The organism is Pseudoalteromonas sp. L23, assembly GCF_021728455.1.
GTDB lineage: Bacteria > Pseudomonadota > Gammaproteobacteria > Enterobacterales > Alteromonadaceae > Pseudoalteromonas.
Window position 1 is genome coordinate 108,268 of sequence record NZ_JAKKCW010000004.1, and the last position, 23,000, is coordinate 131,267.

Here is a 23,000-nt window from a genome sequence, read left to right on the forward strand (position 1 = left end):
TACCACAGTTTTTTGTTTGAACTCATTGACATAAATTCTATTTTTTCTTTTTGTCATATACATACACCTCAATAGTAGGATTATATTCCCTTCTCAAAGTGTCTGCTTTTTGATTAAAGCAGATCACTTAATGCGGCTTTGTGAGTTTTGACTGTAATATCTTACTATTTTCATTGAAGTTGAAATATTTGATTGTTATATTCCGCGACAAAGGATAGTCCCTATTTAGGGGAAGCGGGAATTTCAAATTGACCATTAAAAAATGTAATACACAAATCAGCCCGGAAGCGCGTTTTGAACAGGCGCTCATTTGTCTGTCACTGATAGGTAAATTTCACCAAAAACCGATTAATACGACCGATCTTAGTCATGAGTTTCCTTTAGAACAGCGAAATGATCATGAATTTATTGATGTTCAGATCATTAGAGCTGCCCGTTCGGTAGGCTATAAAGCCAAATTCAGAAATGTAAGGTTAGAAAACCTCAATGATAAGCTGCTGCCAGCCATGGCCGAGACATCTGATGGCCAGTTTGTCGTGATTGCAAAAGTAGCCGCTGAAGGGGCTGTTATTCAACATTTTGATCTACAGCGGCCACCTGAGTTGATTCCATATGCTCAGTTTGCGAAGTTATTTAGATCGCGGCTGCTGATGCTGACTCCACGCGCTTTAGATCGCGTTAGTAAAGTGGCATTTGGCTTTAAGTGGTTTATACCAGCACTGGCCAAGTACAAAGTGTATTTTACCGATGTCTTACTGGCTTCATTTTTTATCCAGTTGCTGGCACTGGCCTCGCCTATATTTTTTCAAGTTGCGATAGATAAAGTGATGGTGCATAAAGGGATGACAACACTTGATGTGTTGGCGATCGGTTTTTTGTTTGTCATTACCTTTGAAGTGGTGTTAACCGGTCTGCGCTCCTATTTGTTTAGTCATACCACCAACCGGGTGGATGTCAGCCTCGGTAGTAAGTTGTATCAGCACATGCTAGCGCTGCCGCTGGCCTATTTCAAATCCCGTCGGGTCGGTGATACTGTTGCGCGGATCAAAGAGCTTGATACCATTCGCGAGTTTATGACCGGCTCCGCTTTGACCGTGGTACTCGACATGTTCTTTACCGTGGTATTTTTTGCCATCATGTTTTACTACGCTCCCGCGCTAGCATGGATAGTGGTCGCCAGCCTGCCATGCTATTTTGTGATAGCGTTATTGATGGGGCCCGCCCTGAGAACCCAGCTGGAAGCTAAGTTTCAGCGCAGTGCAGAAAACCATTCGTTTTTGGTTGAATCAGTCAATGGTATCGAAACCATTAAGTCACTGGCGGTTGAACCTCAGCTCAGGCAACGCTGGGATGAAAAGCTGGCAAATTACGTCCGTGTGTCATTTCAGGCATTTCAGCTTAATAATATTTATGGTCAGTTGTCGGGCTATGTGACTAAAGTAACGGGTTTACTGATCCTCTATTTTGGTGCCATTAGTGTTACAAGTGGCGCGCTGACGATAGGCCAGTTCATTGCATTTAACATCTTAGCACAGCGCGTGGCCGCACCGATCATGCGTTTTGCAAACTTATGGCAGGACTTTCAGCAGGCAAAAATATCTTTGGCTCGTCTTGGGGATGTACTCAATACTCCCACTGAAACACAGGGGTCAAGCAATATGATGCTGCCAAAACTGCGTGGTGAGGTGAGGTTTGAAGATGTTGAATTTCGTTATGCACCAAACAGACCTCCTGTTTTGAATAACATAAACCTGACCATTAAAGCGGGCGAGGTGGTTGGTATTGTGGGGCGATCTGGATCTGGAAAAAGCTCACTAACTCGATTGATCCAGCGGTTGTACTTACCCCACCAAGGTCGTGTATTTATCGACGGAATTGATATCAGCTTATTGCCGCCGGCCTGGTTAAGGACCCGAATTGGTGTAGTGTTGCAGGAAAACTTTTTGTTTAATGCCTCCGTGCGCGACAATATTGCACTGAGCGATCCGTCGATGCCGTTGGAGCGAGTAATAGAAGCGGCCCGTATGGCTGGCGCCGAAGAGTTTATCTTACAACTACCAGAAGCGTATGACACCCAGATAGGTGAACAAGGCGGTATGCTTTCAGGGGGCCAGCGGCAGCGTCTGGCAATTGCGAGGGCATTGGTGAGCGATCCACCCATCCTTATTTTTGACGAAGCGACCAGCGCATTGGATTATGAATCTGAGCAGATCATTGCCAACAATATGGCACGCATCGCCCAAAATCGCACTGTCTTTATTATCGCACACCGTCTGAGCGCTGTACAAAATGCCGACCGTATTTTGGTAATTGATAAAGGAGAGGTCGTTGAGCAGGGGAGTCATTTTGAATTGCTCAGGTTAGGCGGACATTATGCCCGTTTGTCGCATATTCAGCATCGGGGACAAGTGCAGTACGCTTCTTTGGAGCCGGAGGTGACGCCATGAGCCGCAAGCAGGATACTCGGTTATATGAATTCTTGGCTCCCGCGCTTGAGATCGAGGCAGCTCCGCCGCCACAAGGTGCGCGGGCTATTGTGTGGACTTTATTGGTGTGCATAATCATCGCAATTGCTTGGGCCTACATTGGCCGGGTAGACATTGTTGCTGTGGCACAGGGCCAGCTGATCCCGAAGCAAAAGGTCAAAGTGATCCAGCCACTGGAAACGGCGGTGGTACGGGGGATCCATGTGCATGAAGGGCAGCGGGTTGAGCAAGGCCAACTATTGGTGTCTTTTGATCCGGCCATTACCGAGTCAAATTTTCAGCGTATCAGATTGTCAACACAAGACTTTTCTCAGCAGATCCGTCGTAAACAGCTACTCATTGCGCGCCTTAATCAGATTAAGCCATCTAGCACCGGATTACTCAACCCTGCACAGCAAGCGCTGTTGGAAGCAGAACTGGCCGAGTATCGTAGTGAACGGGCTTCGCTGTCATCGCAATTACTCAGATTTGAAGCCGAACTGGCTGGTGCGCGGGCGAAGCTAACTCAGCTGGATAAGGTGCTGCCTTTGGTTGAGGAACGGGCGCAAGCGCTGGAGCAGCTACAAGTTAACAAACTGGTTTCGCGAGAAGAGTATCTTGAAATTAAACAAACGGCGATTCACAACCGTGAACAGCGTCATATTGAGCTGGCAACCATAGAAACCTTGCAGGCCACCATAAAAGCAACACGGCAAGAACAGGAAACGTTAAAAGCGACTTTAATACGCACAGCTCAGGCCGAGCTCAACCAGCTGGAGCAGGAGTTAGTGAATGCGCAGCAAGAACTGGCAAAGTCTCAGTATTTGTTAAACCAAAATAAACTGTATGCACCTGTGTCCGGCACTGTGGAGGCGCTGGCACTAAGCACACTAGGTGAAGTGGTAACCCCAGCTCAACAATTACTGACTATAGTACCGGCAGAAGATGAACTGATAGTAGAAGCACGGCTATTAAACAAAGACATCGGTTTTACTTACCAAGGACAGATTGTTGAGGTGAAAATCGACAGCTTTCCGTTTACCCGTTATGGGATCATCGAAGGTGAAGTACTCGACGTGTCTACAGATGCGGTAGAGGATGAGCAGCTTGGCCTGTATTTTCCTGTCAAGGTAGCGATTAATCAACAAACTATCCAAATCGATGGCCGCGTTGTTCCGCTTAGTGCAGGTATGAGTGTGTCTGCTGAAGTAAAAACTGGTCAGCGTCGGATCATCGAATTTCTGTTATCGCCCGTTGTACAACACCTAGACGAAGGTGCCCGCGAGCGTTAAGGCACAACACTTAACTTAAATAAGGAAGCATTATGTCTGGTTTCACTAAACTGGCTGTACTCAGCAGTACCTTGTTGCTACTGACCCCCTGCGTCTGGGCGGTGGGGGCGGATTGTAAAAAACCGACGTCTGAGCTGGATAAACGAATATGTCAGTCAGCTAGTTTAACAGCGGCTAATGAAGCGTTGAATGTGGCGTTTCATAACCAGCGTGCCTGGTTATGCCAGAGTGCTGAGATTCTGCGCCGTGAAGATGGCTGGGATTGTATGGCCGCCAAGGAAGACTTTTGGGCTGAGCAGCGGCAGTGGGATAAAGCTGTGCTGGCACAATGCAAGACGAACGACTGCTTTACCCAAGCCTATCAGGCTCGGATAGCCCAGATCAACGGCCAGGATACGCCGCTACCCAACTTCAGGCTGACGACCTACGGCTGGGGCGATAAAGAATGCCAGGCTTACCTCAAGGTGCTTAACCGCACGCCCAGAGAAGAGTTCCGGGGTTGCAAACTTCCGGACTTATCCGGTTCGGGGTTTACAACGTTGCCGTTTAAACCGGTTACGGGGGAGTTACTTAAAAAGCTGGATAAGCAAATAGCGCTACGTAATCACGAGAAGCAGGCTAACTGGCAGGCGCAGCTAAAAAAATATCAAAGTGGGTATTTAAAGCTGGAAATAGCCGAAGTTGATTTGGATAAAGATGGGAAGATGGAGAAGGTAGTTAAGTACTCGAGACCTAGTTTTCTATGCGACTTGCTTGATGCCGACATGGAAGCTAGCGAAAAAGAGGCTGTTTGGCAGGAATTAAGTGACAAAGAGATTGTGAGAAAAAATGAAAGGAATGGGTATTTAAACTTGTTTTTCAATCTTGATTCGAAAGGCGTTTTGGGAGCTGTTGAATATTGGCAGGAGAATGATTTAGTTGTATTTGAAGGTAAGTTTTTGACTTTTGAAGGGAATCGTATGGTGACAAGTAGAAATTATGAAAACTGGGGGGGGAAGGAATATATCCAGATGGATTACTTTAGATTTGAAAGTGGTAAGGGGGAAAAAGAAAGGTGGTGTGGTTTTTGGTATAATTACTAGTTTTTTAATTGCGAAAGGAGAGTGAGTTTTGACTAGTGGGAATAATATTTTTGACTTTATATCAGAGCATGAGGGTGTTAGGAAAAATATCTACTTTGATCATAAAGGGATACCAACAATTGGTGTGGGCTATAACCTAAATAATGATGATGTTTTAAAGTTGGTGGTGGATAAGCTGGGTTATAATGCGTCCAACTTAAGTGTGACACACTATGATGGGTTTTTCAGAGAAATAAAAGACATCTTCAATGACTCAGAATGGAACAAAAGTACCCTCAGTGCTAACACCAAAAAAATCAACGATATCCTAAAAAAGTATAAGGATAAAATCACGGATCCGGAATTAAAAGCCAAAGCGAAGGATACCTTTAGTTTTAGTGAGTTTGGCGTTTTTATATTGGAAAGTCGAAAGCCAAAGAGGCCATGCAGTCATTTTTGATACGGCTATAAAGAGCTTTAAATTTTTTATTAATGTATTGAAAAATTTCGAGGGAGTTATCGAGCCGATAAATCAGTGAGGTGTGTTGTTTGAATGAATCTATATTTTATTGGTTTTTCAGAAGGTTTAATAGATTTTGGTAGCTAAGGAGCTACGCCACTTAAATAAAGGTTATTAAAGGTCTTATAAAGACTAATTTGATTAAAATATTTAAGGATAGCAATGAAAAAAGAATTATTTTTGAGCAGGCTCAGTCTGTGCTTGCTGATTATATCACCCTCAGTCTGGGCGGTGGGAGCAAATTGTAAACAACCGACGTCTGAGCTGGATAAACGAATATGCAAGTCGGCAATGCTCAAAATAGAAAACAACGCGTTGCAAGTTGCTTATTACAACCAACGAGCATGGCTGTGTGAGTTAGCGAGTGAGTTACAGCATGACGATGACTGGGACTGTGTAGAAGCTAAAAAGACATTAGAGGTTGAGCAGCAGCAGTGGGATAAAGCTGTGCTGGCACAATGCAAGACGAACGACTGCTTTACCCGTGCCTATCAGGCTCGGGTCGCCCAGATCAACGGCCAGGACACGCCGCTACCCAACTTCAGGCTGACGACCTACGGCTGGGGAGATAAAGAATGTCAGGCTTACCTCAAGGTGCTTAACCGCACACCCAGGGAAGATTTTCGAAGCTGTAAGCTTCCAGATTTGACCGGTTCTGGTTTTACGACACTGCCCTTTAAACCGGTTGAGGGAGAGCTGCTCAAGCAGCTGGATCAGCAAATAGCACTGATTTACCACAGGAAACAGAACAACTGGCAGGATCAATTGCAAAAATATCAAAGTGGGTATTTAAAGTTGGAGATTGCTGACGTTGATCTTAATAACGATGGAAAGAACGAAAGTATCGTTAAATATTCTTACCCTAACTACCATTGTGAAATGTGGGAATATGATGCAAGCCCGTTGGATAAAGCAGCTGAATGGGAACTTCTTCCTGATGAAGAAGTTTTAAATAAGACAAGGAGCAATGGTTACAATAATGCGTATTTTACACTGGGTGTGGATGGAGTTATTAGTTATTTTAACATTAAAGGTAGGAACGAAATTATTAGAATGAATAATGATTTCTATGCTGTTTCAAAAGGTTACTTCATGAATAGTATTAACCCAGGCCCTGTAGGAAGTAAGCAAGACATTAAAGTTTCAATGTTTGATTTCAGTAAATCACGTCTAGAACTGAGCTCATGGTGTGGTTTTTGGTATAATTATTAATGATGATTTTTAAAAAAGGAGTGTTTGTTTTGTCTAGTGAAGAGAGTGTATTTGATTTCATATCAAAATATGAAGGTGTGGAAAATTCTATCTATCCTGATCATAAGGGGATACCGACAATAGGCGTTGGGTATAATCTTAGGAATAGTGATGTTCTAAATTTGGTTCTCGATGCTCTTGGTTATAGAGAATCTGTTTTAAATGATAATTATAACAATCTTGAGCAAGATGTAAGAACTGTTTTTAATGACTCAGAATGGAACAAAAGTACCCTCAGTGCTAACACCAAAAAAATCAACGATATCCTAAAAAAGTATAAGGATAAAATCACGGATCCGGAATTAAAGGCCAAAGCGAAGGATACCTTTAGTTTTAGTGAGTTTGGCGATGATACTGCAGCCAAAGAGGCCATGAAGCCTATTTTCGAAACGGCTATGCAGGACTATGAGAAGCAAATTATTAACACCTTGGCGAGCCGTCAGAAAATAAGCCGCGCTGATGCCAAAGCCCACTGGGGTGGGCTGAGTGAGTCGCAGCGTACCACAGTGTTATCTTTGGCTTTTAATGGCGGTACCGAGGCCATGGTAGGCAAAAATCTGTCGGCTGCGATTGTCAGCGGTAACATTCATAATGCTTTTTTTGAAGTGCTGTTTGGCAGTAATAGATCCAAGGACTTCAACGATGATGGCAAGGCCGATGGCAGGTCATATGGGTTGCAGGAGCGCCGTTTTGCGGAAGCGTTCAAAGTGCTGGAATCAATGACACTGGCGCAAAAAAAACAATTGTACGCGTTGCTCAGTGAGCAAAAGGGCAAGATTAATGACTATCTCAATAATGTTGTCGATGTCAATAACAAGGGGGAGCACAGTCTGCTGGCGGACGATCGTAAAACTGCCATGTTCGCCAAATTTAATAACCTAGTTAAAGAGCTGAAAACCGAGCTGGATGCGGCCGACTTTCCGGTCGGTGAGTTTGAATGTAAAATTGACACTACCTTTCCAACAGAGCCCTATCTTATTTATATGGGCCAGGATATTCACCCCAGCGATCAGCTCTGGGTGAATCCAGATGGCTCTATTACTAAAGGCGGCTACAAAGACCCAGCTACCAATTTACTTCCTCCTAGTGTTGAGCTGATAGAGAGTCACACCGGGGAATTTGTGGAATATTTTACTTTGGTACTGCGGGATGTGATCACCGGTAAGCTTACTCACCCCGATGGTACCACCTATGTGCCATACAGACCAAGAACAGGTAGTGGCAATGGTAACAACAAGGACGATGATGATGATGATGGTGGTTCAGGCAGTAAAAAGAAACCTAAGTATAAACCTAAACCACCACCGCCGCCGCCAAGAGTCCCCAGAGACCCGCTTGCGGTGGACTTAGATGGTGATGGTATAGAGACCAAATCATTAGAAAATGGGGTGCACTTTGATCTAGACAACAGTGGTTTTGCAGAGAAAGTCAGTTGGCTGGCACCCGACGATGGTTTTGTATTTCTTGACCGAAATCATGATGGGATTGTAAATGGTGGTGGAGAGCTTTTCGGTACTGAGACCATGTTAGCGAGTGGCGATTTCGCCAGAGATGGTTACGAGGCACTGGCAGAGCTGGACAGCAACGAAGATGGTATTATTGATGCGCAAGATACGCAGTTTGCAGCACTTAAAGTATGGCAGGACCTGAACAGCGATGGAGTAAGCTCTGAAGGTGAACTGTTCTCTCTTGCAGAGCTGAGTATTACTGAGTTGTCACTACGCACGTCACGCGGGACAGGCATGGATCCCAATGGGGTTGATCACCGTGGTGCCGGCTATTTCACGCGCACGGATGGAAGTCAGGGGTTGACTGAAAGCCTCTGGTTTGAGCGGGATACGATAAATACTATTCCTGTTGAGATCCATCAGAGTAAAGATAAAAGCATCCCTCCTGAGTTGATGTTGCTGCCCGATGCAGACGGCTATGGCAACATGGCATCACTACGATACGCAATGCTGCTCGAAGAAGGTGACCAGTTAAAGTCTCTGGTGCGGGCATTTGCTGAGGAAAGAGAGCCAGTTGCTCAGCGCAATATGCTGATGGATATTATCTGGCAATGGGCTGGTATCCCCGCGGATGCGCCGAGCGAAGGGCTGGAATCGGGTTATGTTCAGTTTCTTGAAAAGCTTTGGGGTGAGGAAATCACATCATGGACTCTAGATAGGCTCGGTGACAGGATCAAAGCCACGTTCGATGAAATGGTTGACGGGTTCTACTTTCAGATGTTGTCAACTTCGACCTTAGCGCCTTACCTTGGCTTTTTATATGATGACACGGTAGACCTCGTAGTATCGACCTCTCGGCTGGTTGTTGATATAGAGCAAGGGTTGGTACATGGAGACTATTTGTTCCGATATATTGATATTCTGGATCATTACTCAGAACCTGGCGAGTCGATGTTAATTGAAATATATCCTCTGGTTAAGGATGAGCTGCGTATCTTACTACTTGACCCACAAAAACGACTAGAACTGGAAAATGGTGATTTTGGTAAGTTGCTATCTATTCTTGAAAGCTCTATGAGCGAGCTTGAGCTTTTCCCAGAAGTTGCACTGTTGCAAAGTAAAGGAAGAACGGACCAAGATGTCTTTGAGCACATATTCCCTCGCATTCAGGACGAGGTGATTGCTGCAGCACGCGACCCACATAAACGCGCGGTATTGTCAGAACTAAGTTTTGTACGACATGCTGCGCACTCCTATGGGCGAATATTGAAAGGAACTAGTAGCCATAACCTTTTAGTGGGAGATAAGATAGACAGCCAAAGCTATGGCGGTATGGGAAACGATATACTTCTTGGCGGCAAAGGGGCTGACAATCTGTACGGTGGTGCAGATAACGATATCTTGTTTGGCGATGCTGGAAATGATGTGCTAAATGGCGGCTTTGGCAATGACGAATTGCAAGGTGAGCTAGGAAATGATCGGCTAGAGGGCGGTGCCGGTGAAGATATACTGCAAGGTGGACAAGGTAATGATATTTTAACTGGTGGCGCCGATGATGATATTTACTTGTGGAATGTAGGAGATGGTAACGACATCATTATTAATGATATGTCCCGTTACTGGTCCAATGCTCATGATAAAATTGTTTTTGGCTCGGATGTGACTAAAGATCAGATCGAGGTGGCGCGGCAGGATAAAGATATCGTTCTAACTATCTTACCCAGCGGCGAAACCATCACTATTCGTGACTATTTTGTCAGTCAGCACCAGCAAATTGACGTGTTCGAGTTTCATGATGGGTCTGTCATGACGGCTAATGAAATCAAAACACGGTTATTGATCGTACATGGTAGCGAGCAAAACGACACCTTGACAGGTAATCGGGGCGAGCATGATGTGCTGTATGGTTTGGGTGGAGATGATGAGCTTAAGGGTGAATCAGGCAATGACGAGCTTTATGGTGGTCGAGGCAAAGATACGCTGCATGGCGACTCCGGCCACGATGCGCTATTAGGTGACGAAGGTAATGACACTCTGGATGGTGGTAGTGGTGATGATGTCATCTATGGCGGTGCGGGAGACGATACTATCTATGGTAGTAGTGGCGATGATTTTATATCCGGTGGTATCGGTAACGACACCATAGAAGATACTGATGGCGATAATGTGTTCTATTTTGAGCAGGGTTGGGGACAAGACACATTGCTTGCACCGCGAGAGTATTTTGAAGCTTATTTGGATGAAAATGGCGAGTTTGCCAATGCTGACTGGCGTTATGATCCACACAATGTTATAGCCTTTGGTCACGGCATATCACTCAGCGATATGACATTTAAGCGTGTTGAAGAATCACTGCTCATTGAGCATGATGATGACTCAATTCTCGTGAAACAGTTTTTTACGTCTGAGGTTGATTTTAATACACTAAGGATCTTTGCTCACATCGATGAAATTCATTTTGCTAATGGTGACGTGATCACCTACGAGCAGATAAAAGCGTTGACATTTGGCGCAACAGATGGAGATGACACGATCACAGGTCTAGCACAACCTGATCATATCGAAGGCGGCGCGGGTAACGATGACATTCGAGGATTGGATGGTAATGATCAGCTAAAGGGCGGGCTTGGTGATGACCGACTTGATGGGGGGAAAGGCAGAGACAAGCTTTATGGAGAAGCTGGCAATGATACTCTAGTGGGTGGAACCGGTTATGACGAGCTGTTTGGCGGTGCTGGTGATGACGTATTGGAAGGCGGTAAAGACGGTGACCTGTTAGTTGGTGGTTCTGGTAATGACCTACTCAATGGAGGCTCGGGCAACGACAAGTATATCTTTGCGAAAAGTTGGGGCCAGGACATCATTGAGGAGTATGGCTCAAAGGATGACTGGATCATTTTTGAAGATGGTATCACACTGGCTGACGTGCGATTTGAACGTAATGCCAACCACTTGACTATTATTGCTAAAGAAGATGATAGCCAGATACAACTAGATAAATATTTTTGGGGTGATGGCGTCAATGATTACACTATAGAAGTCATTGAGTTTTCCGACGGCCAGCAACTGCGCTTTGAAGATCTCTACCAGCTATTGAACACTGCAACCGAGGGTGATGACATGCTCTATGGGAAAGAGCAATCAGCCGTTGAAATCCATGGTTTGGGTGGCAATGACACCATTATTTCTTACGGCCAAATCTATTCCAAATTTTATGGCGGGGATGGCAATGACACCATTGAAGGTAATGGCTATTTAGATGGCGGTATTGGTAATGACGAACTGAGAGCTGGTTTTTTTGATGGGAATCACCTATTCGGTGGTGAAGGCGACGATACGCTGCATGCATATTTTCACGACTTTTACCGGGTTTCAGGTACTTTTGAGGGTGGTAAAGGAAATGACGAAATCTTCGGCAGCCTAGGAAATGATACCTACATTTTCAACAAAGGAGATGGTCAGGATACCATCATCGAGTGGGATCCACGCATGCGCAAACCGCAACATGAAGCCTCTTACGACGTGATCCAGTTCGGAGAAGGGATAGGCAAAGAAGACCTTGTGTTCCGTCAGGTTCACACAGATCTGGTGATTGAAATTGCCGGAGGTACCGACAAGATCACGGTGAAAAACTGGTTTATGGGTACTGAGTACTATAAAGTCAATGAGCTACAATTTACAGATGGCTCAGTGATCAGCATTGCTGATATTGAACAAAGCATCACAGCGGACTCTGGTGGGAACGATGGTGGTAAAACAAATGACAACAGCAGTGCCTCTGTGACCAATTCAGGAGGTACACAGGATGTACTAACGGGCAGTGACGGCGATGATGTGCTCAGCAGTGGCGCTGGATCGGATGAGCTGATTGGCGGGGCGGGTGACGACTTGTTACTGGGTGGCAGAGGGGATGACTACTACTTCTACGACAGTGGCCAGGACGTGATCCGTGATAGTGAAGGCGTTGACACTGTGATGTTCAGAAATGGCATTACCTTTTCCGATGTCGCATCTGGCCTTACACGATCTGGTGATGATCTGGTGTTGAGAGTACAAGGCAGCAATGAGAACACCCTAACGGTAGAAGGCTTTTTTGCCAGTGGCCACAACATGGTTGAAGTATTCCAGTTTGAAACCGGGGGGATGTTCAATGCGCAGCAAATTTATGGCGCTTTTGGCTTGCCATTACCGAACCCTGAAGCGCCAGCCGCAGCAATCAGTTACGGCACCGCAGGCAGCGATACCCTGAATGGCACAGACAACGATGAGATCATTGAGGGATTGTCCGGTGATGATACTGTGTCTGGTGGTAAAGGCAATGACTTACTTATTGGCGGCCGCGGTCATGACCGCTACCTGTTCAGGGCTGGCGATGGTCAGGATGTCATTGACAACACCCATGGTGGTGATGATGTTATTGAAATGCAGGGCATTGGGTTTTCTGATGTAGCACGCGGATTGCAAAAGTCCGGTAACAATCTGGTGCTGAATATCGGCTCTGGGGGTGACAAGCTGACGGTCAAAAACTGGTTTCTGGGTGGAGATTTTGTGGTTGAACAAATTCAACTATCTGATGGCTCGAGTATTTCAGCCGATCAGATCTTTTCCGCATTTGGTATGACAAACCCAAGCCGAGTGCGCTCAGTACAGTATGACAACTTGCCTGATGAAACGCGGTTTGAGTCACGTTTTTCTGGCGATGGCAGCCAAAATACCCTGCTCGGCGGCTCTAGTGCTGATCTGATCGATGGTAAGAACGGTGATGACTGGATCATCTCTGGCGGTGGAAATGACTATCTGATTGGTGGGGCGGGCAATGATACCTATGTGATCGGTGCTCAGGACGGGCATGTGGTGATTAACAATTTTGATGAATCAGTGGTGAGCACAGAGACGCTGATATTTACTCAGGCTAGCTCAACAGATGTCCAGTTCAGGCAATCTCAAGCGGATCTGATCATCGATATATCGCCAGGCAGCAGTGTCACAGTGCTCAACTACTTTGTCGGTTCCGAGCAAACAAGTTATCAGCTGGAGCAATTCCAGTTTGCAGACTCTGTGCAGCTGACTCCCACGGATATTGCGGGCAGGTTGCTTGTGAGCAGTGAGCAAAGTGGTGTCTCAATCAGTTTTGAACGTCTGATGCAGGCTGTTCATGCTGCTGATACTGCGGACGATGATGCAGAGCTTGGCAGCGCTGTGCTGCTGGACAAAATGCTTGCAGTTACTCAGCATTAACTTCCCGATCAACCGCTACACTTTGGCTGTAGCGATTGAACTTACAGGCCACGTCATGTAAATGGCGCAGCCTGTGCGTTCTATTGCGACTTTTTCCGAGCGGACTAGCGCTTCGGCCTGTTCATCTAGTCGATTCTGAATAATGACGTATTAATACTCAGCTTGCTGAACTAAATCAGTTTGGACTGAGCATTATCTGTATTGAAAGCTCTGTTATCGCACAGTGCTTCATGCTGCTAATAACTGATATGAAATCAAAGCATAAAAAAGCAGCTGTTGGGCTAGAATTGTACGGCAGTTTTGGCCTACGCCTGCAAGCACTGCATTAAGCCTATCACCCAGCTTTCCTTTCAAACGGTTAAGACCTAAGTGACCGTCCTGTTTCATGTGCCCGAAGATTGGCTCTATCGCATTGCGTCGCCTGAGCTTTTTCTTAATGCTCTGCACCATTTTCCGTTATTGCCCAGCAATATACACATCATAACGTGCTGTAAAGTGCCCGCGCCAACGTCTATCTAAAAAACAGCTTTAAGGTCGCTCATCTTTGACATTTTCCACTATGCTCAACGTGTTCTATAACGCGTCACTATCATAGGGATTACTGTGTATCATATGAGAGTACACTACAAATTGCTCTTTCAATGTCGTTGCGGCACTCTCTTTGACACCAAACTCATACGGCCTTGCGCTTTTTCCCTTGGCGATATATTCAACACTCGGCTCATGTTGGCTATAGAGTTTGTTTTTACTCGTTTTTTCTTGCTTTAACAGTCGCTCGGCCCGCTTAGCGAAACCAGCCAGTTTATCGCAGTATTTTTCTAGTAGTTTACAACCTTTTGAATGGGTAACATTTTTCTCCATGGTTGTACTGTCTACGAGTACTTCTCGCAAGTTTGAAGGCTTAATGGTATTACTTTTAAGACCAGTATCAACAGGTAACGACAACATCGACTCAGCCCCATCTTCGTCAAATCGCTTTCGAAAGCGTGTCATTTAACTGGGCAGCAAGGCAGCTCATGGGTAAAAAGCTGTGTTCCACAAAAGTATTGGCCAATATGGGTTTTCGCCCCACATGGCCAGCCTATTCTCGTCGGACAGTTTGTAAATTTGTTTCAGGAGCGACTAAGCATGGCACTTAGTGTCCTTTAGTTATTAGCCAGTTATCACGTCATACTGACTTTGCCTGCCAATTGCGCTTCAGGGTGGGTTTCAATGGTTTCGGCTTCGCCACGGTGATCGCTGGCTAGCTTTTCATAAAGTAGCGGTAAGACAATCAAAGTGAAGAAAGTACCGATGAGCATGCCTGCGACTAAGATAATACCTATACTGTTGCGCGCTTCTGCGCCTGCACCGGTTACCAATACCAACGGGAAGTGACCAAGCACGGTTGCACCTGTGGTCATCAGTATGGGTCTTAGACGTGTGGCCGCAGCCCCTTTTACCGCCTCAAATTTCGATTTACCTTCAAGCTGTAAATGGTTCGCAAATTCAACAATCAAGATGCCATTTTTGGCTATTAAACCGATAAGCGTAATTAGGCCGATTTGGCTGTAAATGTTGACGGTCGTGAGTGATAAAAACGGTAGCATCAATGCACCTGCGAGTGCCAAAGGTGCGCAGCCGAGTAGTACCACGAGCGGATCTCTAAAGCTGTTGAACTGGATCGTCAGCAAGAAAAACACCACTATCATGGCAAACAGGAGTACGCCAACCATGGTGTTGCCTTCTTTTCTTAGCTGTCTTGATTCACCAGCGTAGTCAATGGAGTAGTGACTAGGTAAGACGTCTGCTGCAATTTCCTCGACCTGTGTGAGCGCTTGCTCTTTGGTAATGTGTGGCAGTGTGCCTGCCAATATTCTAAACGAGTTTTGCTGATTGAATGAGCCAAGCACTCTAGGGCTTGTAAAGGTGCGCAAGGTAGCAAACGCTGAAATCGGAATAAGATCGCCAGCATCCGTTCTTACTTGCATATTAAGAATGTTCTCAGGATTGTACCTTTCGCCATCGCCGACAATGGGAATGACGCGGTAGGCTTTGCCTTCTTTGTTGAAGTAGTTGGCAAAATTATTCGACATATAAATGCTAAGTTGCTCGTTTACCGACGACAAGTTTAGACCTAAGTCAGCAACTAGCTCTCGGTCGATTTCAAGCTCGGCTTGCGGCAGGTCAATTTTTAGGTCGGTATTGACGAACATAAAGCTGCCACTGGCGGTTGCCCGTTGAATAATCTCATCGGCGTACTGCTTCATCGCGGTTGGATCGTCACTGGCACGGAATACTACTTCAACGTCAAACTGCCCTGCGGTAGGAAGCGATGCCGGTAGAATAGGGAATAAACTTAGCCCAGTCACGCTGCCTAACCGGCCGTATAGATCGTATAGCAAGTCGTGTACTGAGTTTTCTCGCTCATCAAATGGTGCAAGCTCTACACCGCCAAAACCCGCTGCTGCCGTAATAATCTGCCAAGTAAACTCAGCGCCTTCAGTGGCGTTCATGACCTCGGCAGTGTCATTCATTTTCGCTGACGTATAAGCTTGAGAAGACTCAGGTGGTGCTTCCACTACGACTTGGATACTGCTTTGATCTTCGATAGGGGCTAGCTCTTTTTGTGATAACAGGTAAAACGGCACCGACAATAAAGAGAACACGATAGCGACAAAAAAGACCTGTGGACGCCACTTAAACAAGGTATCGAGTGCACGAAAATAGAACGTTTGTAATCGATCAAAATAGCCATTGACCTTTTGCGTTAATTTACCTTCTTTACCGCCCTCGGGATTAACGTAAGCACTCATGATGGGCGATAAGGTAATAGCAACCAGTCCAGAAATTAATACCGCAATGGCTAGGGTGAACGCGAACTCTCGGAATAAGAACCCCGTTAAACCTGTTAAAAATCCGATTGGCGCGTAGACCGCTGCAAGGGTCAGCGTCATGGCAATGATTGGGACGAGTAATTGACGTGAACTGATAAGCGCGGCTTGTAATCTGGGTTTGCCTTCGCGCATATGACGCGCAACGTTTTCAACTACCACTATGGCATCATCCACCACTAACCCAACAGAAAGTACGATAGCCAAAATAGTCAGTAAGTTGAGCGAAAAGCCGATTGCTGAGATCACCGCGATTGCGCCTAAAATCGAGATAGGAATGGTAACCAGCGGCACCATGGCGGTTCTAAACGAGCCCATCATCGCGAGTACAACAATCCCCACAAGTAGGACGGTTTCCCCAAGCGTGGTGAAGATTTCTTTTATGGAATCACGCATATAAAGCGTGCCATCGTAGCCAATTCTTAGATGCATGCCGTCGGGTAAGATGGTATTTATCTCATCAATCTTTTTATACAGCGCGTCACCAATATCGATTTCATTGGCACCTGGTAATGCCCACACCGCTAAGAATACGGTATCGTGGTCATCAAGGCGTGCGGTTACCATGCCTTCGGCCTCACCGAGTTCTACCGTGGCGATGTTACCAAGCTTGAGTTGCGTGCCATCGATTTCTTTTACCACTAGGTTGTTAAAATCTGCTACCGTTTTTAACGAGGTATTGGCCATTAGGTCGATGCGTTGTCTGTTATTTTCACTGTAACCTAAGGTGGCAATGGTGTTGTTTGCTTGTAGTGCGGCAAATACGTCGCTAGCACTTACGCCATAGATAGCGAGTTTTTCGGTATCGAGCCAAATTCGCATTGCTGGATCGCGGCCACCTTCCAGCGTCACTTTTTGTACACCGGGAATATCAGACATAGAAGGGACAACATTTCGGATCAAATAATCGCTCACGTTATTACGTGGCAGACCTTGAGATTCCACATCGAGATAGAATACCGCATACGGACTATCGGCACGTACGATTTGAATGGCTGGATCTTCCGCTCCGCTGGGTAACTCAAACTTAATCTGGTTTAATCGGGTGGTCAGCTCAGCCAAGGCATCGGTGGTACTGTGATTAAGCTCAAGCCAAGCGGTGACTTTGCTAAGTCCCGAGGTAGTTATCGAGTCTACATAGTCGACACCCGGGACAGTAGAGGCCACTCGCTCGATAGGCTCGGTCACATAGCCTTTAACGACGTCTGCGGCTGCGCCCGTATAGACAGTATTGATCACCAGTGAGGCACTTTCTATTTTTGGATATTGCTGCACCGATATATCTCGGGCGGCATTAAAACCCGCTAGCACAATAAGCAATGACACCACGATCGCTAGTACCGGCCGGTTAACAAAAATATCCATGATAGACGGCTTATTTTCGTGTAATGCGCTCATTACTGGCCTCCGTTATTGCCATCAACAGCGGCAACCTGATCGGTATAAACCAGTAAATTTTCTTGTAGCTTGAATGCCCCCTCAGCAGCAATAAATTCACCACCACGCAGGCCAGATAGTACAAGTTGCTGATCGTTTACCTTATCGCCTAAAGTAATTTTTACCGGTTTTGCTCGCCAGTTTTGGCTGTCGTCCTTTTCAAGTACATAAACAAATTCGCCAAAGTGATTGCGCGTAATTGCATTGGTTGGCACAACTGCGGCGTTCACAATCTCGGTTGGTACATTGACTAACACCATTTGATTGTGGCTGAGTGTGCCATTGCTGTTTTGTAGTTCAGCACGATAACTTTGTTGACGCGATGCGACATCGACCATTGGCATTTTGGCTGATACGCGAGCAGGCATTTGGCCGCTAGCATTAGAAATTGCCACGCTAACGTCTTCGCCTATATTAGGTTGTGGTAAGGTTTGTGGAATTTTGAAATCCACCCAAATGCTGTCCTCTAACCCAACCAAGAAAGTGATTTCGCTATTGGCATCAAGTAATTGACCAACTTGATATTGTTCTAACCCCGTTTGACCCGGGTAAGGTGCACGAATGGTTTTTTTCTCGATTAATGTGGTTAGTCGTTTTACGTCTGCCTGATTAATTGCCACCTCGGCTTCGGCTTTGTCCACCTCATCTGGGCTGATCCGCTTTTGTTCTAGTAATTTGGCAACCCGTTGATAGGTTGATTTAGCAAGCTTTACTCGAGCTTTAGCCGCTAATAGATTTGCCTCATCAATGCTGCTATCTAAGCGCAACAATATTTGGTTCGCTTCCACTTGTTCACCGGGTTTAAAACCGACGTAAGTGATAAGACCAGGATACTCGTTACTAATAGTGACGGTGCACTTGGCATGGAGCTGACCTACAACCTTAACCGATTTAATATGCTCAGTGGTTGATACATATGTGCTTTTTACCGAAGCCGAAGGCTCCGGAAAAGACTCCCCAAAGGCGATTGCCGCTTGGATTTGTGTAAACTTCACAAAACCAAGGCTGGTAATAACGATGAGAATGATGACAACGGCCATAAGCCAACGTTTGATGTTCATTGTGATTTCCTTAAGTTAACGAAGCTCGAGCGCTTGCAATTCTTTCTCTATACGTACCAGAGAGTCTTGAGTGATAGGTTGTTGCCATGGATAACTGTTAAGTAGCCTCACCGTGCTGCGAATAACAGGATCATTAAGCTCAAGTGGTGCGAGCAATGAAGCTGTGCCCTCAACAATTTGCTTAGTTTGTTGCAAGCGCAGTACTTGCTCATATCCCACGGTAAGCGCCCAGCCGGTGATGATAATTTCTTCTATCATGTCGTGTAGATCTGGTGTAGCTTGCAACTCACCTGCTTCAATGCCATCAATTAGCGCTTGTTTAAACACGTTTTCACAGCCACCACAGGATTCGATAATTTTATTGGTCCAAAACTCAGAAGCCCTTTTAATCACCGCCTCATTGGTAGAGTAGGACTGCAATTCATAATCAAAAGAGAAGCGTTTTAGCTTTTGTGGCGAGATAAGACACACCGCGAGCATGCGTTCTGGCGTGCTAAGTGGTAACGACAACACTTGCTTAAAAACACTGGATGTATGGGTAAAAGACTCATAGGCCAGCGCCATTACTAGGTCTTCTTTAGTCTGCACAAATTTATAGATTGAGCCCATAGACAATCCTGCAAGCAAAGAGACCTTTGCCATTGTAAAGTCAGTGACTGAAGACTCATTAATGCATTGTTCCGCAGCGTTTAAAATCATGCGTTGCTGGGTTTCTTTATCATATTTAGGTGCCGGTGCCATCGTTTCTCCTTAGAGTTTGAACCTTATTCGAATGTTATTCGAATAAGGTTCAATTATAGAGAGCATTTTTAAAAGTGCAATAAGTAATCAGGGGGCTTGCTTGAAAATGCGATTTAAAGATATCAAAGGGAGTAGAATGAATGCGCTGTACGGCGTTCCTCTGAAAGAACGCCACGCTAATTAACCAAAGCTCAGGTTAATTAGTGATTTAAAATCCAGCTTTTAACTGGCTTTAACCACTCGTCTCTCGGGAGATAAAAAGCGCCGTGTTCCTTACCGGTTGAAATCGAAAGCTCTGTAAAGCTTTTGAGGTTTGCAGAGCGTGCTTTCACAAAATCGCAAGAACCCACTTGATCTGAGGTTTCGTAAACCGACAACACCTTGCCGTAGAGTTTAATCTCGGTTTTACTTTTGATAAGCCCAGCGCAGCCTGCTAGTACCACGTAGTGAATGGCATCATTTTTTAATGCATCACTTGCCATTATCGTTAACGCTCCACCGCGAGAAAACCCCACGAGTGTAATGTTGCTGGCGCTGACGCCCGCGTCCAGTAACTTGTGAACCTTGCTAACCAAGGTTTTTGTATACGCTTCTGGTGCGACGCCTTTAGGGCGATGCTCAGCAATTAGCGTATAGGCATCATCACTTAATGCCTGTTTGATGGCTGGAAAGTCATATTTACCCCAGCGCTTATGAATAGGGGTTTCATTATCACCTTCAACGATATAGCCATGAGAGTAAAAAACATATTTGGCAGATGAATTAATCTGCTCTGGTACATCTGGGTAAACTGCTTTTGCTGAGGCGATCGACGCCATGCAAGCAGCAAATGAGGTGCATACAGCACGTAGTAAACGATTCATTTTTGAGTTTTTTTAGTTGATGTAGAGAGATGGTAGCCAAGCTTTGATAAAAGAAGCAAGCGTAGCGCGACCATTGTTGGGTATTGAGGTGAAGGCCAAATAAAGTATGCAGATATTTCTATAGTAGGTACACTATCTAGCGAAACAGGTAATAGGGTAAATCGAATGAGTAGATTACAGTTTTTGAAAGTAAACAGTGATGTAGCAGGTGACATGCTCAAGTTAAAAGTGCGTGACTCACAACAACATCTAATTGCATCAAACGCCGAGTGGATCATTGAGGATAGCTTTAATGAAGACAGCGTGTGTTTTGGCATGTACGATGATGACTTGCCTGTTGGTATGATTGCGCTTATTGATCCTCGCTTGGTTGGGGATGACAATGGGCACTTTCAGGCACAACACTTATACATATGGCGTTTGATGATTGATGAAGCGTCACAATCTAAAGGCTATGGTAAAGCCGCTATGTGTTTTGCCAAACAGTATGCTGAGTTAATAGGGTTAGTTGGTTTGTCGCTTACAACCATGGATACAGAGGCCGAAAACGCGTTGAACTTTTATCAAGCATTAGGTTTTATTCCGACAGGAAGAAGGCTTGATGGTGAAATTGAGCTCATCTACACACAGAAATAATTACGCTTCAGGCTTACGCCATGGCTAGTTCGCTCTTATCACCCATCCAGCGCCAGATGATAGGGTCAACAATATCGCTGTGGTTTTTTAGCACGGTAAAAGCGAGGCTTCTCACTTGCGGTAATAGATGTTTATCACGGCTAAGATCGGCAATTTTTAGCTCCGCCAATCCAGTTTGTTTTGTACCAAGCACTTCACCGGGGCCGCGGATCTCAAGGTCGCGCTCGGCGATGACAAATCCGTCGTTACTTTCTCTCAGCACCCCCAAACGCTTTTGCGCAGTGACCGACAGTGGTGCATGGTAAAGCAGTAAACAATGTGATGCGATTTGCCCACGACCAACACGGCCACGCAATTGGTGCAGCTGCGCCAAACCCAAGCGCTCAGGGTTTTCAATAATGATAAGGCTAGCGTTGGGGACATCCACACCTACTTCAATCACGGTAGTGGCAACCAGCACATGGGTATGACCTTGTTTAAATTCGTCCATGATGGCCTGTTTTTCTTGGGCTTTCATACGGCCATGTACCAGCGCAATATTAAGTTCTGGCAAGGCTTCGGCAAGTGCTTTGGCGGTGTCTTCTGCGGCTTGGCATTGTAACGCCTCCGACTCATCTATCAGTGTACATACCCAGTAAACTTGACGCTTATCTTCAACACAGGCCTTTTGTACTTTTTTGATCACTTCATTGCGTCTGGTGTCTGGCACGGCGACGGTTGTGATAGGGGTTCTGCCCGGTGGTAGCTCATCAATAATTGAGGTTTCAAGATCTGCATAGGCCGTCATTGCCAAGGTTCTCGGGATTGGGGTTGCGGTCATCACTAACTGATGCGGATAGCAATCGCCAAACTTACCCTTTTCTCTTAGCGCTAGGCGCTGATGCACGCCAAAACGATGTTGCTCGTCGATAATGATAAGCGCAAGGTTAGAAAACTGTACTTGCTCTTGGAACAAAGCATGGGTGCCAACCACCATCTGTGCTTGTCCTGAAGCAATACGCTCAAGCGCATGAGTGCGTTCCTTACCTTTGGTTTTACCACCCAGCCATACGGTTTCTATGCCCATAGGTTCAAACCAATTAAGGAAGTTGATGCCGTGTTGCTCAGATAGTATCTCAGTGGGTGCCATCAATGCTACTTGATAACCCTGCGCGATAGCCGTTAACGCACTAAGCGCTGCCACAAGCGTTTTTCCTGAGCCAACATCCCCTTGTACCAATCGCATCATGGGGTAGGGATGTTGTAAATCGCCTTTGATCTCTGCCACTACTCGGCTTTGGGCATTGGTGGGGGCAAATGGCAAGGATGACAAAAACTGAGCTTCAAGTGGGTTGGTGGGCGGTAGTGCAACCGCTTTTACCGCTTGACCTTTTTGTCTTAGCTTAAGCAAGCTGAGGTTTTGCGCCAATAACTCTTCAAACGCCAATCGTGCCTGTGCAGGATGTTGCCCGAGCTCTAATTGTGCTAAATCCACTTCCTGTGGTGGACGGTGCAGTAATAACAGCGCTTCTTTTAGGCTTTGCTGCGATGGTCGATATTGAGCTGGTAAATAGTCTGGTACATCATATTTGCGTAGTAACTCAACGGCTTGATCGGCAATTGCCCGAATGCTCAGTTGCTTTAATCCTTCGGTGGTAGGATAAACTGGGGTAAGCGTCGCAAGGCTCGGATCGCTCGGTGCAGAGCGCGTCTCTTTGATGCTGTATTCTGGATGCGCCATTTCAAAGCCATAGTGACCACGGCGAACTTCACCAAAACAGCGGATCACTTTGCCCGCTTGCATGGCATTTTTTTGTGCTGCATTAAAGTTGAAAAAGCGCAGCGCGATCCGCCCCGTCCCATCATTAACATAACACACCAACATGCGGCGTTTGCCTTGCGTGATTTCGCTGCGTTCAATCTCGGCTTCAATACTGACATGGCTATGCGCTTGCAGCTCGCAGATAGGATAGGTGCGCGCACGATCTTCGTAGCGTAGCGGAAGGTGAAATAACATGTCTTGCACCGATTGAATGCCAAGTTTGGCCAAACGCTCGGCCGCTTTTGGGCCTACGCCTTTTAATTCGGTGATTGGATAAGTGGCCAAATTTGGTGTCGACATGCTAATCCTCTAG

General features: G+C 45.8%; 14 protein-coding genes. 7 read left to right on the top strand and 7 right to left on the bottom strand.

All coding sequences use genetic code 11. The features are described 5' to 3' along the window. Nucleotides 1-248: 248 nt before the first annotated feature. From L3V43_RS09215 to L3V43_RS09240, 6 genes are all read left to right on the top strand, one after another. Entirely contained in the window at nucleotides 249-2,447 is a 2,199-nt protein-coding gene (locus L3V43_RS09215; RefSeq protein ID WP_237116427.1) for a type I secretion system permease/ATPase, read from the top strand. Beyond that, nucleotides 2,444-3,757 carry an HlyD family type I secretion periplasmic adaptor subunit gene (locus L3V43_RS09220; RefSeq protein ID WP_235366762.1) on the top strand — a complete coding sequence of 438 codons (1,314 nt, stop codon included), beginning with the start codon at nucleotides 2,444-2,446 and terminating at the stop codon, nucleotides 3,755-3,757. The genes L3V43_RS09215 and L3V43_RS09220 overlap by 4 nt, the downstream gene beginning before the upstream one ends. Before the next feature lie 32 nt (nucleotides 3,758-3,789). Beyond that, entirely contained in the window at nucleotides 3,790-4,839 is a 1,050-nt protein-coding gene (locus L3V43_RS09225; protein WP_235366763.1) for a hypothetical protein, read from the top strand. A 28-nt stretch (nucleotides 4,840-4,867) separates the two neighbouring features. Continuing rightward, nucleotides 4,868-5,278: a hypothetical protein gene (locus L3V43_RS09230; RefSeq protein WP_235366764.1), complete on the top strand. Its 411-nt coding sequence runs from the start codon at nucleotides 4,868-4,870 to the stop codon at nucleotides 5,276-5,278. Nucleotides 5,279-5,500: 222 nt separating this feature from the next. Further along, entirely contained in the window at nucleotides 5,501-6,550 is a 1,050-nt protein-coding gene (locus L3V43_RS09235) for a hypothetical protein (protein WP_235366765.1), read from the top strand. Nucleotides 6,551-6,570: 20 nt separating this feature from the next. Further along, nucleotides 6,571-13,275 (top strand): calcium-binding protein, encoded by a 6,705-nt coding sequence (locus tag L3V43_RS09240; protein WP_346656519.1) that lies wholly within the window; start codon nucleotides 6,571-6,573, stop codon nucleotides 13,273-13,275. A gap of 228 nt (nucleotides 13,276-13,503) precedes the next feature. Here L3V43_RS09240 and L3V43_RS09245 read toward each other — a convergent pair whose 3' ends face one another. The 6 genes from L3V43_RS09245 to L3V43_RS09270 all read right to left on the bottom strand — a co-directional run bounded on the left by L3V43_RS09245 (nucleotide 13,504) and on the right by L3V43_RS09270 (nucleotide 20,250). Then, nucleotides 13,504-13,725 carry a hypothetical protein gene (locus L3V43_RS09245; RefSeq protein WP_010605875.1) on the bottom strand — a complete coding sequence of 74 codons (222 nt, stop codon included), beginning with the start codon at nucleotides 13,723-13,725 and terminating at the stop codon, nucleotides 13,504-13,506. Nucleotides 13,726-13,848: 123 nt separating this feature from the next. Further along, complete coding sequence (locus L3V43_RS09250; RefSeq protein WP_235366767.1) at nucleotides 13,849-14,268, bottom strand: hypothetical protein; 420 nt, start codon at nucleotides 14,266-14,268, stop codon at nucleotides 13,849-13,851. Nucleotides 14,269-14,438: 170 nt separating this feature from the next. After that, nucleotides 14,439-17,546, bottom strand: a complete 3,108-nt coding sequence (locus L3V43_RS09255) for an efflux RND transporter permease subunit (protein ID WP_237116429.1) — start codon at nucleotides 17,544-17,546, stop codon at nucleotides 14,439-14,441. Further along, nucleotides 17,546-18,646, bottom strand: coding sequence for an efflux RND transporter periplasmic adaptor subunit (locus L3V43_RS09260; RefSeq protein ID WP_237116430.1), 1,101 nt, complete (start codon nucleotides 18,644-18,646; stop codon nucleotides 17,546-17,548). Before L3V43_RS09260 ends, L3V43_RS09255 begins: the two co-directional genes overlap by 1 nt. A gap of 15 nt (nucleotides 18,647-18,661) precedes the next feature. Further along, entirely contained in the window at nucleotides 18,662-19,387 is a 726-nt protein-coding gene (locus tag L3V43_RS09265) for a TetR/AcrR family transcriptional regulator (RefSeq protein WP_010605871.1), read from the bottom strand. Between the two features lie 200 nt (nucleotides 19,388-19,587). Then, a complete protein-coding gene (locus tag L3V43_RS09270; RefSeq protein WP_010605870.1) occupies nucleotides 19,588-20,250 on the bottom strand; it encodes an esterase in 663 nt (220 codons plus the stop codon). 165 nt (nucleotides 20,251-20,415) lie between these two features. Here L3V43_RS09270 and L3V43_RS09275 point away from each other — a divergent pair, with 165 nt between their 5' ends. After that, complete coding sequence (locus tag L3V43_RS09275; protein WP_237116431.1) at nucleotides 20,416-20,886, top strand: GNAT family N-acetyltransferase; 471 nt, start codon at nucleotides 20,416-20,418, stop codon at nucleotides 20,884-20,886. A gap of 13 nt (nucleotides 20,887-20,899) precedes the next feature. On the opposite strand, the gene recG is transcribed toward L3V43_RS09275, so the two are convergent. Beyond that, nucleotides 20,900-22,987, bottom strand: coding sequence for an ATP-dependent DNA helicase RecG (gene recG, locus L3V43_RS09280; protein ID WP_237116432.1), 2,088 nt, complete (start codon nucleotides 22,985-22,987; stop codon nucleotides 20,900-20,902). Between the last annotated feature and the right edge of the window lie 13 nt (nucleotides 22,988-23,000).

Excerpts from the sequence above, each read along its gene's own strand:
- L3V43_RS09220 (WP_235366762.1), top strand. The coding sequence starts at position 2,444 with ATGAGCCGCAAGCAGGATACTCGGTTATATGAATTCTTGGCTCCCGCG.
- L3V43_RS09225 (WP_235366763.1), top strand. The coding sequence starts at position 3,790 with ATGTCTGGTTTCACTAAACTGGCTGTACTCAGCAGTACCTTGTTGCTA.
- L3V43_RS09235 (WP_235366765.1), top strand. The coding sequence starts at position 5,501 with ATGAAAAAAGAATTATTTTTGAGCAGGCTCAGTCTGTGCTTGCTGATT.
- L3V43_RS09245 (WP_010605875.1), bottom strand. The coding sequence starts at position 13,725 with ATGGTGCAGAGCATTAAGAAAAAGCTCAGGCGACGCAATGCGATAGAG.
- L3V43_RS09250 (WP_235366767.1), bottom strand. The coding sequence starts at position 14,268 with ATGACACGCTTTCGAAAGCGATTTGACGAAGATGGGGCTGAGTCGATG.
- L3V43_RS09255 (WP_237116429.1), bottom strand. The coding sequence starts at position 17,546 with ATGAGCGCATTACACGAAAATAAGCCGTCTATCATGGATATTTTTGTT.
- L3V43_RS09260 (WP_237116430.1), bottom strand. The coding sequence starts at position 18,646 with ATGAACATCAAACGTTGGCTTATGGCCGTTGTCATCATTCTCATCGTT.
- L3V43_RS09265 (WP_010605871.1), bottom strand. The coding sequence starts at position 19,387 with ATGGCACCGGCACCTAAATATGATAAAGAAACCCAGCAACGCATGATT.
- L3V43_RS09270 (WP_010605870.1), bottom strand. The coding sequence starts at position 20,250 with ATGAATCGTTTACTACGTGCTGTATGCACCTCATTTGCTGCTTGCATG.
- L3V43_RS09275 (WP_237116431.1), top strand. The coding sequence starts at position 20,416 with ATGAGTAGATTACAGTTTTTGAAAGTAAACAGTGATGTAGCAGGTGAC.
- recG (WP_237116432.1), bottom strand. The coding sequence starts at position 22,987 with ATGTCGACACCAAATTTGGCCACTTATCCAATCACCGAATTAAAAGGC.